General features: G+C 38.7%; 11 protein-coding genes. 2 read left to right on the forward strand and 9 right to left on the reverse strand.

Features of this window, described 5'->3' with window-relative positions; all coding sequences use genetic code 11:
- The first annotated feature begins 92 nt into the window (after positions 1 to 92).
- Positions 93 to 683, forward strand: coding sequence for a 2OG-Fe(II) oxygenase (locus HQN83_RS22020; protein WP_173093408.1), 591 nt, complete (start codon positions 93 to 95; stop codon positions 681 to 683).
- Positions 684 to 685: 2 nt separating this feature from the next.
- On the opposite strand, the gene HQN83_RS22025 is transcribed toward HQN83_RS22020, so the two are convergent.
- From HQN83_RS22025 to HQN83_RS22035, 3 genes are read right to left on the reverse strand one after another with little or no spacing between them, the layout of a single operon-like run.
- Positions 686 to 3,043 (reverse strand): GH92 family glycosyl hydrolase, encoded by a 2,358-nt coding sequence (locus HQN83_RS22025; protein ID WP_173093410.1) that lies wholly within the window; start codon positions 3,041 to 3,043, stop codon positions 686 to 688.
- On the reverse strand, positions 3,027 to 4,409 hold the full coding sequence (locus HQN83_RS22030; RefSeq protein WP_173093421.1) for a sugar porter family MFS transporter: 1,383 nt from the start codon (positions 4,407 to 4,409) through the stop codon (positions 3,027 to 3,029). The genes HQN83_RS22025 and HQN83_RS22030 overlap by 17 nt, the downstream gene beginning before the upstream one ends.
- 46 nt (positions 4,410 to 4,455) lie before the next feature.
- On the reverse strand, positions 4,456 to 6,300 hold the full coding sequence (locus tag HQN83_RS22035) for a class I mannose-6-phosphate isomerase (RefSeq protein ID WP_173093422.1): 1,845 nt from the start codon (positions 6,298 to 6,300) through the stop codon (positions 4,456 to 4,458).
- 226 nt (positions 6,301 to 6,526) lie between these two features.
- On the opposite strand from HQN83_RS22035, the gene HQN83_RS22040 reads away from it, so the two are divergent.
- Positions 6,527 to 7,258 carry a GntR family transcriptional regulator gene (locus HQN83_RS22040; RefSeq protein ID WP_173093423.1) on the forward strand — a complete coding sequence of 244 codons (732 nt, stop codon included), beginning with the start codon at positions 6,527 to 6,529 and terminating at the stop codon, positions 7,256 to 7,258.
- A gap of 1 nt (position 7,259) precedes the next feature.
- On the opposite strand, the gene HQN83_RS22045 is transcribed toward HQN83_RS22040, so the two are convergent.
- From HQN83_RS22045 to HQN83_RS22070, 6 genes are all read right to left on the reverse strand, one after another.
- Positions 7,260 to 10,403 (reverse strand): GH92 family glycosyl hydrolase, encoded by a 3,144-nt coding sequence (locus tag HQN83_RS22045; RefSeq protein ID WP_246254566.1) that lies wholly within the window; start codon positions 10,401 to 10,403, stop codon positions 7,260 to 7,262.
- Between the two features lie 12 nt (positions 10,404 to 10,415).
- The gene (locus tag HQN83_RS22050; RefSeq protein ID WP_173093424.1) at positions 10,416 to 11,720 is read right to left on the reverse strand and encodes a glucosidase family protein; all 1,305 of its coding nucleotides are present in this window, start codon (positions 11,718 to 11,720) and stop codon (positions 10,416 to 10,418) included.
- Between the two features lie 474 nt (positions 11,721 to 12,194).
- The gene (locus HQN83_RS22055; protein WP_217277449.1) at positions 12,195 to 14,189 is read right to left on the reverse strand and encodes a sialate O-acetylesterase; all 1,995 of its coding nucleotides are present in this window, start codon (positions 14,187 to 14,189) and stop codon (positions 12,195 to 12,197) included.
- Positions 14,190 to 14,234: 45 nt separating this feature from the next.
- On the reverse strand, positions 14,235 to 15,320 hold the full coding sequence (gene fbp, locus HQN83_RS22060; protein ID WP_173093425.1) for a class 1 fructose-bisphosphatase: 1,086 nt from the start codon (positions 15,318 to 15,320) through the stop codon (positions 14,235 to 14,237).
- A 21-nt stretch (positions 15,321 to 15,341) separates the two neighbouring features.
- Complete coding sequence (locus tag HQN83_RS22065; RefSeq protein WP_173093426.1) at positions 15,342 to 15,833, reverse strand: metallophosphoesterase family protein; 492 nt, start codon at positions 15,831 to 15,833, stop codon at positions 15,342 to 15,344.
- Between the two features lie 74 nt (positions 15,834 to 15,907).
- Entirely contained in the window at positions 15,908 to 16,612 is a 705-nt protein-coding gene (locus tag HQN83_RS22070) for a tRNA1(Val) (adenine(37)-N6)-methyltransferase (protein ID WP_173093427.1), read from the reverse strand.
- Positions 16,613 to 16,679 lie beyond the last annotated feature (67 nt).

Consider the following 16,679-nt stretch of genomic DNA (forward strand, 5'->3'; position numbering starts at 1 on the left):
CCTGCCTAAGAGGTACATTTAGCTACAAGCAAGGGTTAAAAAGACTACCTTCACCGGCATACGGTTTTACTTTCGTATTAACCCCATCCTTTTTGGAAAACACCTTTAATTGCCTCATCGATTCTTTTATAGACCAACAAGTAGGCATAGCCGATCACTTTTTAAGTGAAAGCCTTGCTGCCGATCTAAAGAAAAACCTTATTTCCCTTTACAGCAACAAAATGCTTCTTTCGGCAGGAACCGGAAACGACAAAATAATTAGACATAATTCGGAAGTACGGGGCGACCGTATCTACTGGCTCGACAGAGATCATGATACACCTTGTGAAAATGCTTTCTTTATACTCATGGACAACTTTGTAAAGCATTTAAATGAAACATGTTATACAGGAATCACAGGCTATGAATTTCATTACACCTTATACGAAAAAGGCAGTTTCTATAAAAAACACCTCGATCAGTTCAAAAATAACGACAGCAGGAAGTACTCAATGATTATCTATTTAAATTCAGATTGGGTATTTGCCGATGGTGGCGAACTCTGTATCCATCATGATGATCATTTGCAAAATATATCACCACAAAACAGAAAGGGCGTCTTTTTTAAAAGTAATGAAATTATGCACGAGGTATTACTCACCCACCAACCAAGGATGAGTATTACCGGGTGGCTAAAAATTTAAAACTATTGAGCCGAGGGAGGTGGCACATCTGCACCCCACTGCTCATTAGGCTTTGCGCCCATTACCAACACCATTTTTCCGCCCTTCATCAACTCATCTCTGTATAGCCAGCAATTGTTTAGCGGTTTACCATTAAACTCGGCCGACTGTATATATACGTTTTCTGTAGAGTTGTTTTTTGTTTCTATTATCAAACGTTTTTCGCTACCCAATTCAATTGTTGTCCTTTCAAAAAGAGGACTACCCAATTCAATAATAGGTCGGAGGTCAGTAAATCCTTTCACATCAAATAACCCCAAGGCTGACATTACATACCATGAACCTAATTGCCCTTGATCCTCATCTTGTCCATAACCATAGCCATGAATCGTTTCTGTGCCATAAAACTCATCGCAGATCGCTCTTGTCCATTTTTGAGTAAGCCAAGGTTTACCGGAGAAGTTAAACAACCAGCTAACTTGTAAATTAGGTTGATTACCATGATTATACATTGATTTCACCCCTGCAAATGCATCTATTTCTTTACCTCCACCAAAACCACTTTTTTGCGCAATGGTAAAAATACTATCTAAACGATTGTTAAATTCAGACTTGCCAATTTCAGCTATTAAACCCGCAGGATTTTGGGGGACATAGAAAGTGTATTGAAAGGCATTTCCTTCCTGAAACCCCCTCCATGGCTGATAAGGATCAAACTTATCAATAAAAGAGCCGTCAGCATTTTTAGGATGGATCAGTTTATTTTTAGGATTAAATATTAGTTTCCAACCATTAGATCTTTCAATCAAGTTTTGATAATCGTCTTTCTTGCCTAAAGCTTTAGCCATTTGTGCCGCAGCAAAAGCGCTAAAACTATATTCCAGCGTATGTGATGCAGAAAAATTAGAGCCTAGAGAATCTGTTTCCCCCTTAGCATATGGCACAAAACCGCGTTCAATAAATTGCTTGGTATCCATTTTTCCTGATCCAGGATTACGGTTAACCCATTCCAATTCATTTGCTTTTACAGCTTTATAGGCCAAATCTACATCGTAATCTCTGATTCCTAAATTATAAGCAGCACCAATGGTAAGTCCAATAAAGTTTGTTCCTACGCCTGAGGCAAATTGCCCATTTGCAATCCCATCGCCAAACCAACCCCTGTGTTTATAAACCTCTAAATGAGTTTGCACAAAGTCCTTATACCTATCAGGATATGCCAGAGCCCACAACTGTGTGAGATTCCAAAAAGCTCCCCAAATAGCATCTGTATTATAGAAATTATATTTAGGCCTTCCTTTTTCATCAAGCGGAAGCTGCCCTATTGTACCTCCATATTGAGGAAATGTCCCACTCACATCGCTTGCCGTCCCCCTACCCAGTAGGCCATGAAATAGCCCCGTGTAGAATTTCACCTTGTTATTCCTATCCTTTCCTTCAACATAAATCTTACCCAACTCACGCTCCCATACTTTTTGAGCATTTACCTTGGCTTGGTCAAAGGAAATACCTGTAGCTTCTGCCGTAAAATTCTTCTTTGCATTTTCTGTTGAGGTATAAGACAAGCCCACTTTCATCTCAACAACATCCTTATCTCCGGTCTTATATTCAAGAAATAAACCTGCACCCTTACCTTTGGCCGCAGCACTATTCTGAGAAATACCTTCCGTATTAAATGAACCTACATTTATTGGCTTTTTACTTGTTTCGCCCCAAAAATACATAGTGATCTGACCTTTTGGATCGTACCCCTTAATATAGAGTGGATAAGTAGTTACAAAACCTTCAAAATGGGTATCATCAATCATCCGAACAGACGCGTCCCTTACCTCGCCACTTTCACCTTGTTTATTGCCAATATCAAGAATAATCCTCGACTGATCATTTTTAGGAAAAGTATAGCGATGAAAACCAACGTGTGTGGTCGCTGTAAGCTCAGCTGTAATGTTATAATCATCTAGCAGAACCTTGTAATAACCAGGCTCTGCTATTTCATTTTTATGATCAAAATGAGAACGATAGCCATTCTCCTTTCCCTCCAGGTCCCCTGACTTCACTTTTAAAGGTCCGTTTGCAGGCATAAAAGAAACCCCACCAATTTGCCATTCATGAAAATGAACAAATCCTTCTATAGAAGTATGCCTTGTATCGTAGCCCACTGCCTCCCAACCAGATTTATTTCCATAGTGACCATCAGTTGATGGCGCTAATTTTGCCATACCATGAGGCAGAGCAGCTGGGGTAAAAAAGAACCAGCGACTGTGCGCCGTTCCAATCCCTGAATCTACATACTTCAATACACTCTCTTTCTTCACCTTACATGATGAAAATGCAAAGACAGCTAAAAAAGCAGTTACTATAATATTAAGATTTCTTCTCATCCCAAAATGATTCTATTTCTTCCAATGATTTGCCTTTAGTTTCAGGAAGCAACTTATACACTATAAAAAATGCGATCAAACAGAAAAAGGCAAACACCCAAAATGTAGCTGGCGTTCCTGCCTCCTTTAATAATATTGGAGTAACCTGCCCCATTATAGTATCGGCAACCCACATTACCATAATACTTACTCCTAATGCTTTACCCCTAATGTTCGTTGGAAATATCTCTGAAGCAACCACAAACTTTAAAGGACCAATTGAAAATGCAAAACAAGCGAGAAAAAGAGTGACACTAATAATTAAGAAAATGCTTGTTGTTAAACCCATATAAAAAAGAAAACCTGTAGCAAATAAACTGAGGGTGGCCCCGATGGTACCTACAAGATAAAGTGGTCTCCTGCCCCAATCGTCGACTTTCCATATTGCAATAAAAGTAAACACCAAATTAGCCACTCCAAAAATGATCTGTCCTAAAAAAGAATTACTTAAGGCAATCCCCGCATCATTTAGTATTGATGGGCCATAGTAAATGATAGCATTTATACCACTTAATTGAGAAAACAAAGGCAGTAAAATACCAAGCAACATAGCCTTTCTCAATTTGGGCGACAGCAATTCTTTATAAGAGCCGCTATCATCATGCTTTTCTCCAATTAAAGCTGCTTCTACCGCTTCATCTTTGCCGTTATTAATACTTTTTAAAATAGCTAGTCCTTCCAAACTTCGCCCTTTCTTTATTAGCCATCGTGGACTTTCAGGCACAAAGAATAAACCAATCAAGAACAATATAGCAAGCACCCCTCCTATGCTAAACATACCTCGCCATACTTCCTTAATATAAATAAGGTCGATTAATCCAGCAGTAGCAGTATGGTGCTCGGAATAGCTTAACAGCACAGAATTGGTGATGTAAGCCAACAAAATCCCTACAGTAATAGCCAATTGATAAAAAGTAACCAACCTACCCCTAATAGCTGCCGGAGATATCTCTGAAAGATATAACGGCACCACAATGGATGCAATACCTACGCCGATACCACCTAATAATCTGGAAGCAATTAGCCAATCGAGAGACGTTACTAATGAACAGCCCACTGCTGAGAAAAGGAATAAAACAGCAGAAAGAAAAAGCAGCTTCTTACGTCCAAGTCTATCACTTAAATCTCCTGAAAATGCCACACCTCCTATACAACCAACTAGTGCTGAAGAAACAAACCAACCTTCCTGTAATGGTGTCAAAGTAAATTGCTTCTCAACAAAAGGTAAAACTCCTGATATTACCGCCATATCGAAGCCAAAAAGTAGCCCTCCTAATGATGCGACCAGGGTTATTAAACCCAGGTAGGTTTTATAATTATTATTCATACTGTTTGGTTTATATTTGGTTAGGGGTTATTTGGTGGATTATTTTTTACAATTCAATATCATTTTTAAGAAAGGCTTTAATCACTTTAGCTTTCCCTTTTCCGTGGTTTATCAGTTTATATCTTTGAGTTGCTGCAGGAATAATAAAGGTTTCCGCATAATGAAATTTACTGGTCTCATTTTCTGCTACCTCTACAGAAATAGAAGTACCTTCTACAAGCATCAGTACGTGACACCTATCTTCTGTTTCAATAACTACCTCCGTCTCAAACTCTATACGGTGAACATCATAAAAATGTTCTTTATGCGTCGGCAAGTGAAGAATTTCCCAATCGTTGCCTCTATCAAATAAAACTTGTTTGGCAATCAGCTCTTTTGGTACTAATGCACCTTTTCTCTCAAACCTAAGGTTATTGAAGGCATGCTCAATATTTATTGGTCTTGGTTGACCATTAAGATCTAACGCCAACCAATCGTACATTTTAAAAGTAAAAATATATGGGGTTGCACTAATTTCAAGTACCATATTGTTTATACCTGAGCTGTGCACAGTGCCATTAGGAATTAAAAACAATTCGTGCTTGCGTGAAGGGAAACTACGGACATATTTCTCCACCAAAATCTCTTGTTTTTTAAGTTGACTAACCTCTAGTGCTGTTCTGAATTCCTGAGGATCTATATCTTCCTGAAAGCCTAGGTAGACTTTTGCACCAGGCTCGCAATCCAGAATATAATAGGTTTCATCCTGAGTAATGGTTTCTCCGAATTTCTCTCTGATATATGATTTGGATGGATGACACTGAATAGATAGATTTCCTCCTTTAAAGGTATCCAGAAAATCAAATCGGATCGGGAAATAGTTACCAAACTGTTCAGCATGTTTACCTAATATAGCCTGATATTCAATTGTCATTAAAAGGTCGAAGGGTATTTCAAGTAAGTTTCCATCGCTTTCCAATACCACACCATTCTCAGGAGTAATTAGTTCAAATGACCAGGCATAATTAACCTCACTGGCATTTAAACCATTAAGATGTTCTTTCATCCATTGCCCTCCCCACGAACCGCTTTCAAACCAGGGGCGTGCACGTAAAACAGAATGACTAAGTTTATGTAAGCCTTCAACAAGATCACTTTTAAACAGCCAATTTGGCCTACCTACTCTTTGTCCATCCGCAATAACAGCAATCTTTTCAAGTAATTCGGTTTTATAATTGTTTAATACTACCCAATCAACAAAGTAAAAGCGTTTGTACATTTTATAAGCCTTGTCCTGAACACTAGTTCCAAGATTACTAACTGACCCGGCGCGCATACGATACTGTATCTCATTTTTAGGGATATCAAAATACACTACTGGAGCATCCCAATTTAGTAAGCCAGCTCCAATGCCAATTACAATATTAATATCTGCCTGATTGTCTTTTTCAAGGGCTAAAAACTCATCAAGTTTAAAGAAATCTTTAAGATTAAGATTGGTTTTAAAACCCCAAACATCTTCTGATCCACCCAAAAATGGTTTAACCATTTCTTCTACATCAGTTTCACTTTTAAAGTAATCAGACGTAAAGTGCCACTTTACAGAAAAGCCATTCTCTTCAAGCTTCTGTTGAACTTCTTGCTGGATTTCGTTAAAAAAAACTCCACCATACCCATCAATAAGTACATTTTTCTGTTCAATGATCCACGCCACCAAACTACCAAAACCACTATATATTTTACCCTTACCTAGTTTATGATAAGGGATTGGATTGTAATCACTTTCTATATTGGAACCTTCATACACATGTTGCTGCAACAATGGTTGCGTACTATTCCGCCATTTATACTCACTCATACTTTTGCCTGCTTGTATTTTATCTTTTTCAGTAGCCTCAGAAGCTTCAATCATATTTTTCACAACAATTTACTAATTTAATACCCAACAAATGTATAAACATATAAATCAACAGAAGCAGCTTTAAAACAATCAATAAGCCATAAAATCATTAAAAAGCTCAACTGTTGAATTTAATATGTACAAACATAGTGATTTAATAATCCAATACAAATATATTTTCATAATATTGCAATAGAGAAAAAATACCTGAAGGGTAACCTAAAAAGACGCATAAAATATGAAAATAGCACTCAATCATAAAAGCCCTGTTCCTCTGCATATACAGGCAGAAGAATTGCTGCGTAGAATGATAGCAGATCCTCAATTTCAAAATGGAAAATTACTACCTAATGAAATAGATCTTGCCAATCAGCTGGCCATTTCCCGCACTACCCTTAGGCAAGCATTAAACAAGCTGGTTTATGAAGGCTTGCTCATCCGTAAGAAAGGAGTTGGAACCAAAGTAGCAGATGCAATGATTAGCTCTAAATCTGTAAACTGGCTAAGTTTCTCGCAAGAAATGAAAGCCAGAGGTATTCCAATCAAGAACTTTGAATTGCATGTAAGCTGGATTTATCCTGAGGAGGTGATTGCCAATTTCTTTAACATAAAAACAGACCAGAAAATACTAAAGCTCGAACGCTTAAGAGGCAGACCTGAGGGGCCGTTTGTATATTTCGTTTCCTATTTCCACCCACGCACAGGACTAACAGGTGAAGAAGATTTCAAAAGACCCCTGTACGATATACTACAAGCTGATTACAACATCATTTCTGAATTATCCAAAGAAGAGATCAGTGCAAAAGCAGCCGATAAATTCATTGCAGCAAAACTTGAAACAGAACCTGGAAGCCCAATATTATTCCGTAAACGATTTGTTTACGATCAGGCAGACCGTCCTATTGAATATAACTTAGGGTATTACAAAGCCGATAGCTTTGTATATACCGTTGAAAGCAGAAGAGGTTAAATTATAAGCCCCAATTTTTATTGGGGCTTGCTCCCATCTTTAACACTAACTTACCACCTTTAAGCAGTTCCGATGCGGGAAACTTAAATGAGCTCAGTACCTTTCCATTAAGGGTTGCACTTTGCACAAACTTATTAGCTCTCGATACATTTGGCGCTTCAATGCTAAATGTTTTTCCCCTTCCATATTGCTCACCCAGATCGATAGTCACGTTCGAAAAAAGCGGGCTTCCAATTTCATACACAGGATCAGTGCTGCATCCTCCGTCAGTTTGGAAAAGCCCCATAGATACCATAATAAACCATGCACTCATCTGTCCCTGATCCTCGTCTCCCAGGTAAGCATTAGCTACATCAAATCCGTAATAGCGATCTATAATTGCTCTACTCCAATATTGCGTAAGCCAAGGTTTCTTTACCCAGTTAAAGAGAAAAGCAAAATGCATAGACTGTTGATTCCCCTGAATTACAGGATAATCCCAGTATTGATCTCCCGGAGCATTAAACCGAAGTTTCTCACTTTCTTTAAAACCCCATTGAAGGCGTTCTATAAATTTATCCTCTCCAATTTCCTTAGCCAAACCAGGCACGTCCTGTGGTACAAAATAAGTTAATTGCCATGCATTTCCTTCTACATATTGCTCATTGGCACCCGACTTAAATGGATCAAAATCAGGGAACCAGCTGCCATCTGATTTACGCATACGCGCATATCCTGTTTCCTTATCAATTGCATTTTTCCAATAATTACCACGAAGTGCAAACTCTTCTGCAGCATCTTTTTCCCCTAATGCTTTTGCAAACTGCGATACCGTCCAGTCATCGTATGAATACTCCAATGTATTTGAGAATCTCCCCTGATCATATGGCACATATTTATGTTTTAAGTAAGGCACAAGATCTCTATTTCCGGCAAAGCCTAACCCTACCTTTTGTGCCGGTGTAGTCTGCATTTTATAAACAGCCTCGAAAGCTTTTTGAGCATCAAAATCGCGAATACCCATTTGGTATGCTCCAACTATTAAAGGAATTTCATGCTCGGCAACCATTACTGGCACATAATTCATCCCTGCTGGACCTTTGGCGAGCCAGCCATTAGCATCATACATCGCCAATTGAGATTTAACCCATTTAGACGACCACTCTGGAGTAACCAAATTCCAAAACTGATTTAAGTTCCAGAAAGTATTCCAAAAAGCATCACAACCTAAAGCTAAAGCCTTTGGATCTTTAAGTTTTTGGATCTTCTGTGTGGCATCAACCCAACTGCCATCCAGATCACTCCAGGTGTTACGACTAGCCAATGCACGATACATATTACTGTAAAATCTTACTTTCTCACGTCTATCACTAGTAGCAATTGTTAAACGGCCCATTAGTTTATCCCATGCTTCATGTTGTCCTTTTCTAACTTTATCGAAGCTCCAACCATAAGGCTTTGTCACTTCTTCCTGTAAATTTTGGGAGGCATTTTCTATACTAACCAACGAAATACCGGTACGCGTTTGAACTACTTGATTCTTTCTGGTATCAAATTCCACATACGCTCCGGCATCCTTAACTGTGCCAGCATTTACAATATCCTTATCACTCACATCATCATTTAACCAGGTACCAAATTTTTTAATGGGCTGATCAAATTCAATCACAAAGTGAACTTTATAATCCTGATTAACATCACCAGACCAGGCATTAGGTGTAAACTGCCTCGTAAAACCTTCAATCCTATAATCGCTTACTTTTCTTAACGAAACATCCTTCAATTGATAAGTATATTCAGCAGGAATTTGCAGATCAATCATTACCCTCGAATTTTCAGCCTTTGGATAAGTGTATCGCTGAAAACCACATCTGGTTGTAGCCGTTAACTCGGCTTTGATATTATAATCAGTAAGCATTACTTTGTAATAACCTAAAGGAGCTTCTTCTGTCGATTTATCAATTTTAGATCGGTAGCCATCTTCCCCTTTACGCTCATCACCAACCTTAGTTTTTAAAGGCCCGTTAACGGGTAACATACCCAAACCAGCCATTGTCCACTCATGAATGTGACTAAAAACGCCAACGCTTTCAAAAGTAGGATCATAGCCACTACTCCATCCTGCGTTCTGATTATCGGGACTCAATTTCACCATACTAAAGGGCATCCATGGCCCTGGAGCAATCATCCAGCGTGAATGGGCAGTACCCATTGTCGTGTTTACGTAGTCGGCCGAAGTAAATTGTTGTTTTTTTGATCTCTTAACTGTTCCACGTTCCAACAGCACTCCGTTACTAAAAACCTCATAATTACTTTGTTTTGCAGCAATTACAGCTGGCATTGGAACTTCAAATTGATATCTGGACGTATCCAACTTCTGCTTAAACAATAGTTTTCCGTCCAGTTTAACACTAAGTTCAGGATTTCCTGAAAGATGCTCCGCATCTACCAGTAGTGGTTGAACCTGTTTACCATTCAGCGTTAGCTCGTATTCAGCGGCCTTTACATTCCTTAAAAAAACGTCTTTACTATTAACCAACACTGTATTTTGAGGACCTTCCAATCTTACCTGATCAAATACCATCCAGGAGCCTTCCAGTGTAGTTAGCACAATTTCATTCCCGCCTTTACGGAGCATCCCCGGTTGAACCGGAATTTCTATTTTATATTCTTTTGCATCATTCAGATCACCTTCAACAACGCGACCAGATTTATATTTTGGCAACTGTTTTACAAAAGCTTTACCATTAATGATCACTTTAAGCATTGGTGGTAAATCGCCCTGATAGCCCATCAAATCAATAACGAAATTCCATTGCCCTTTAGAAGGCTGATTTGCTAGTCCGAAAAGTATGTTTGCAGAGTTAGTTCTTAAACCCGAAGTACCGCCTGTACCTCCCCAACCATCTTTTGGGCCAGGCAAAACATATGGCCAATCCTTATCCGATTTAGAAAAACCAATAAGGAAAAACCGATCTTCCCATCCAAAATCATGATCTAGAAAGTGCTTATACCCCGAAGGAGCAAGCGCCATATCTCCATTCTTATTGTCTGAAACCCCAATCTCCCAGATCACTTTTTTCTGTGCAAGCAGTGGCTCTACCGCGACACTTAAGAACGTCATCAGTAATAATATCTTTAGGTTGTTGCGGTAGTTACTCATCATTTGCAGTTAAAATTATTTTTTTGTTTTTTGTTCAAGCTCAGTAATTGCACTCCATAAAACACCAGCCTCTCCCCTAAAACTAGATGAGCCTTGAGGCTTATTATCCGGTGTGTACCACTCATAAAACCCTTTGTTTTTTATTACACGATCCAACATTGGTTCCATTGCCGCGCAAGCCTCATCAATAAGATTGTAACGGATAAGTTGAGACACCATTCGTCCTCCAAACCAGGTCCAATCTCCACCATTCTGATAAGAATATGGCCCCATACCTTTATTCTTAAAAAAACCTTGAGGATACACTGGATATATGGTTAAACCAATCGTAGCTGCATTGGCTTTCTTCACATTTTCCTGCATCTTTTTATAGGCAGTTTTTACCTCTTCCTTACTTAATAGGCCGGCTTCAATAGCAATTGCAGTCCCACCATGGTAATAAATTTCTGATTCATTGAATGACGAAGGAAATGGCGAGCCGTTCAAATAAATATGTGGTATATATTTCTGCTGAGCTTTATCCCAAAGGTGTTTACGAATGTTTGTTGCTATGCTGGTTTTGATGCCTTTCCAATATTTTAGTGATTTTGGCGAAAGGTCGGCCATGCTTAAAAAATCGTTTATGGCAATAATGAACATCGCATTATCATAAATATCGATGGTTCTGTGAGAGTTAGAATCTAAAACAACGCCCCAATCATGCTCTGGTTGAACATCTCCCCAATCTACAGTTGTTGCGCCCCATACCAATCCATATTTTTTTTCGAAACGTTTGGTAAGCAAAAATTGCATAGCTTCTTCCAGATGTTTCTGTACAGATGCACCTGCAACAGTATCCTTAAGGATGGATTTATCACCTGTACCTCCTATATATTTAGCTATTGCTTGCACAAGAGAAGTCTCCTGATCTGTTTCTACTGTATTTTTATGTCCTGCGTAGTTTGGCGCAAGTGCAGAATGATAAAAATTATATGGAACACCTCCTGTTTTTACTGGGATATAGCCATCTAATATTCCACCGTCAGGTTGCTGAAATTGGAAGAAGGTAATCAGGTGTTTCTTTATAAGGTCTTTGTCGTTTACTTTACAGGCAACGGTTAAAAAGGTATTGAGATCTCTTATCCATACCTCACCGTAACCATCACCGGCAGTAAAACCTTTTTTAATTAATGTTTCTGCCATGTCCTTTACTGAATCTGCTGCAGGCTTAATCGCTTCAATCCTTTTAGCAGCATCGGCAGACAAGGCCGTCTGCCCATTGGTGTTATTGTTCAGTGCAAAAGCACTTAAACAAGTTAGCACTAACATTTTTATCTTCATTTGTGTGTTGTATTATACTTGGTTAAAATATTAAAACTATTGGCAGTGCATTAAAAGCACAAACGCTTTCATGTTCATAAAGCTACAATCTCTTCAGTTTTCTCACATTTTAAACCGAAGATAGTAAACCAAAAAGTAATTGTTTTTTGCTATCTTACCTTTTGACTGAGCCTATTCATGAAATGTTTGTACATACATAGTTACATATTAATTTTATAGCATCAAATTTTTTTAATAAAAAAGTGATTACTTAACCCTGATTGCTCATAAAACAGACTATTGATTTTATGAACGGTAACTATTTCACCTTAGACTCAACTCAGACCCACCTCAGACTCAGGTCAGACTTTGTTAGACTATTGCCTAATTACACTCTCTTTTTAGGCGGTATACAAACTGATGTCAGACAGATATAAAAAGAGCCTGATCAATGATACAGGCTCTTTATTTACGCAGTCGTAATTCTGAATTATTTTATTTTCTACCTAAAGTGATTTCAGGCCAGCTATCGGTTCTAAACGGCGAAGCCGGAAGCCCAGCACCATTAACAAAATTACATACCGGGTTATTGGCCCAGGCATACCTTACGGCAACCGGATTAGCTACATCAGGACTACTAACAATCACTTGATTTCCTTTTACTACAGCTTTAGCCCAATGAAATTTCTGATCCGAGCCTGCAATAGCAAAACCTTTCAGTTCAGCGCCATCCTTAGCCTTTAAACCACCATCAGCGGCTTTAAAAGTTAAATTAATAGCCGCACCATCAATTTTTTGAGACTGATATATTGGACCGCTATAAGGAATTCTAACTCCATAATCTTTAGCAAGGGCTATAAATGCCAACCTCTTACCAACATCTTGTTTGTTTTTTGGGTGAATATCTACCGCATCGCCGATATCAATAGAAACAGCCATCCCAGTGTTTGGCAACGAAAGCGTTTCACGCTGTGCATCTCTCAATTCAGCCCACTCAGTAGCTACAGGCTGTGCTTCAACTGGCATATAATTAGCGAGTTGAACAAAGTAAAATGGGAAATTCGGCTGATTCCAGCTTTTTCTCCAATCCTTAATCATAGCAGGAAAAAGTGTACGGTACTGATTTGCACGACCAGCATTGCTTTCTCCCTGATACCAGATGGCTCCTTTAATTGGAAATTGCAGATAGGGATTAATCATGGCATTGTACAATACAGTAGTTCTGTTAGGCCCATCATTTGAAGTAGGCATAGGCGCCACATCTTTCAAATTTAACCCTACTTTATGTTGCCATTCGCCATCAAGCGACAACCTTTCGCCGCCTCCAGAAATAAGAGCCATTATATTTTTATCTCCAAAAACACCACCAGCACCGCCAGTATCGAACACCCTCAAAACCAATGCAAATGTTCCTGCCTTTACTTTATTTCCAGGAATAGTATAAATACGCGGTACACCAACCCCCTCAGTTTGACCTACCTTTTCACCATCAAAATAAGTAACATCGTTATCGTCAATAGTACCCAAATTAATTTTTAAATCTTTACCTGTCCAAGATTGAGGAATAGTAATGTTTTTTCTAAACCAAACAACACCATCGAAATCCGACAATCCGGCGCCCTCCCATAATGTCGGCAGCGACATAGTTTTCCATGATGAAACATCAAGCGAAGCAGCCAACCATGCCGGTTTACCACCAACTATACCTGCATCTTTATCAAGCACCGATTTGTTCCAGGCAGCTAATTTTTCTTTAAAGTCAGAACCATCATTACTTGCATTTTCAATTGTTTTTACCGCTTCTACAAAATCAGGGATAGTTTTAAGTGTAGTTGCGCTAGTCCAGGCCTCAGCGATGGTACCACCCCATGAAGTATGAATTAAACCAATTGGAATACCTGTTTTTTTATTGATCTCACGAGCAAAAAAGTAAGCTACAGAAGAAAACCCTGCAACATATTGCGGAGTACATTCCTGCCAGCCACCATTATCAACTTTAGCATCATCTAATAGCGTGTTGCTGGTTACATGAACGGCTTGCAATAGTCTGATTTTTGGATAATTTGCATCCTTTATTTCCTGTTCATAATTATCGATTTTTCCCCATCCTGCCAATGGCATTTCCATGTTAGACTGACCTGAGCAAACCCATACATCACCAACCAACACATTATTTAATTTCGTAACCTCCCCATCAGAAATGGTAATATTATAAGGTCCGCCATACGAAGGAGTAGGCAACACTACCTTAAACTTTCCATCCTGACCTGCTTTACTGGTATAAGTTTTATTATTCCAGGTAGAAATAACTGTTACAGTTTTTCCTACATCAGCATTTCCCCAGATCGCAACATTGGTTTTCTGCTGAAAGACCATGTTATCACTAAATACAGTTGGTAAGACTACTTTAGCCTGTGTTACAGCGCTAAAAAAAATGGAAGCAAGCAATAAGCCGCCCTTAAATAATTTAATGGAATTGGGTTTCAACATGTTTGTGGTTTAATTTGGTATACACAAACATACAAAAAACATCTATTAGTCGATACCCCCAACAACCCCCATTTGCTCCAATTTATCCTCAACCCCAGAGATATACCGCGAGCTAGACTTCCTATCGGAAGAATATTCCATCATTAACGATTCTGCTACATGTACCATGTGTTCAGACCCAATAAATATAGCGGTACGCTGATGTAATTCCGTTGGTTCTATTTCTAATATCCTATTAAAACCATCAGAAGCCACTCCCCCAGCCTGCTCAACTATAAAAGCCATCGGATTACACTCATACAACAGCCTTAATTTTCCTTTGGGAGAACGCGCGGTGGTAGGATATATATAAATGCCCCCCTTTATTAAATTACGATGAATATCGGCCACCATAGAACCAATATATCTTGATGTATATGGCCTATTGGTAGACTCATCTTCTACCTGTACATATTTCAGGTATTTCTTTACCCCTTCAGGGAAATGCACATAATTCCCTTCATTTAAGGAATAGATATTTCCATTTGGAGGTATTTTCATATTTGGATGGGATAAGCAAAACTCCCCAATAGAAGGATCTAAAGTAAAACCGTTTACTCCTTTACCGGTTGTGTACACCAGCATAGTTGATGATCCATAAATCACATAACCAGCAGCCACCTGCTCTGTTCCTTTTTGCAAAACATCATGCAGGGTAGCTTCCCCCTTTGTCGATTTTCTTCTATAAATTGAAAAAATAGTTCCTACTGCTACATTGCAATCAATATTTGAAGAGCCGTCAAGTGGATCAATACATACAATGTATTTAGCATTTTTAGATACCGGAGAGTCAATTTTCACAAACTCATCCTCTTCTTCAGTTGCAACAATACAACATTCGCCACCACTGGTCAAGGCACTTATAAATTGAGTATTTGCATACACATCCAGCTTCTGCTGCCCCTCTCCCTGAATATTCATAGTTCCGGCAGCTCCCAATATATCAACCAGACCTGCTTTATTCACTTCCCGGTTCACAATTTTGGAGGCGATACCAATGTCTCTCAGTAGTCTTGAAAGCTCACCTTTTGCATAGGGAAAATCGGCCTGTTTTTCGATGATAAACTGCCCCAGTGTTTTTATGCCTGACATATACTTAGTGTATTTAATACGTTATCTATTACCTATTTCTATAGCCTCTAAGTTATGTATTTTTTCGTCAGAAACACTAAATCTAATTAAAGTTTTAACCTTGTGCCAGCCCGAATTTCCTGCTGCACCTGGATTTATATGCAAACAATCGATTTTCTTGTCGTACATCACCTTCAAAATATGCGAATGTCCCGTGATAAATAATTTTGGAGGCTTAGTGTATATTTCACCCTTAACATTAGGAGCATATTTACCAGGATATCCGCCGATATGAGTCATCCAAACATCAAGCTTTTCACAGTTGAAACGCAAGTGCTCCGGATAAACACTCCTAATCTCTTTACCATCGATATTTCCATAAACACCACGTAGTGGTTTAAAGGCAGCGAGCTCTTCTGCAACATTATCTCCAAAGTCGCCTGCATGCCATATTTCATCGCAATCCACAAAGTGTTTAAAAACCGCAGGATCCAAAAATCCATGCGTATCAGAAATCAAGCCTATCTTAGTCAAAGTATATGTTCTTAATATGAATCAAACAAATTAGTATGTATCAAACAAAGCTATGTATAATGATATTTATACGACTAAAAAGCCAGCAAGAAATCTTTAAGTAATCGTTTATAGTCGGAAGTATATACTTTCTCCGACTCGTAAATAAAAAAGTTACTCACTTTTGTCTCAACTACCCTTCGCTGCAAGCAAATGATATGACGAAAAACAGGCTTACTTTCATCAGAGCAAACATTTATTCTTTCGCCAAGGGCTAAATTAAACGCCGAAGCCCGTTCCACCACAAACTCAGCCTGCTTAACCGGAAGTATTAACCAGATACACCCATCATCAGCCAATAGTTCTGAAGTTTTTAACAACAGTAACTCAAAAAAGTTCTCATCGGCATGTCTGGCTATACCTTTTCTTTGCTCCGGATTCTTAAGATCATTCACAAAATAAGGAGGATTGGAAACAATCAGATCGTATTTAACATCAGTATTATATAAGGCTATAGGAAAATGATGAGCCTTAACCCTTTCAGAAAAATCTGAATTACTGAAATTAGCAGAAGCAGCCAATGCCGCCGACTCATCAATTTCAACCGCATCAACCAATGCATTTGGAAAACGTTGCGCCAACATTAAGGCAATAACACCTGTTCCAGTGCCAATATCGAGTATTTGTTTAGCGTCATTTTTTTGAACAATTGCACCTAACAATACCCCATCAGTGTTAATTTTCATGGCACAACCGGCCTGATTTACCTCAAACTGCTTAAATTTAAAAATACTTCCCATACGCTTCTGCGAATATATTACATTCTACCCTCGCGGTTTTAAAATTTTAACGCTAAATTTGCGGCTC

The organism is Pedobacter foliorum (genome assembly GCF_013266735.1).
Taxonomy (GTDB): Bacteria; Bacteroidota; Bacteroidia; order Sphingobacteriales; family Sphingobacteriaceae; genus Pedobacter; species Pedobacter foliorum.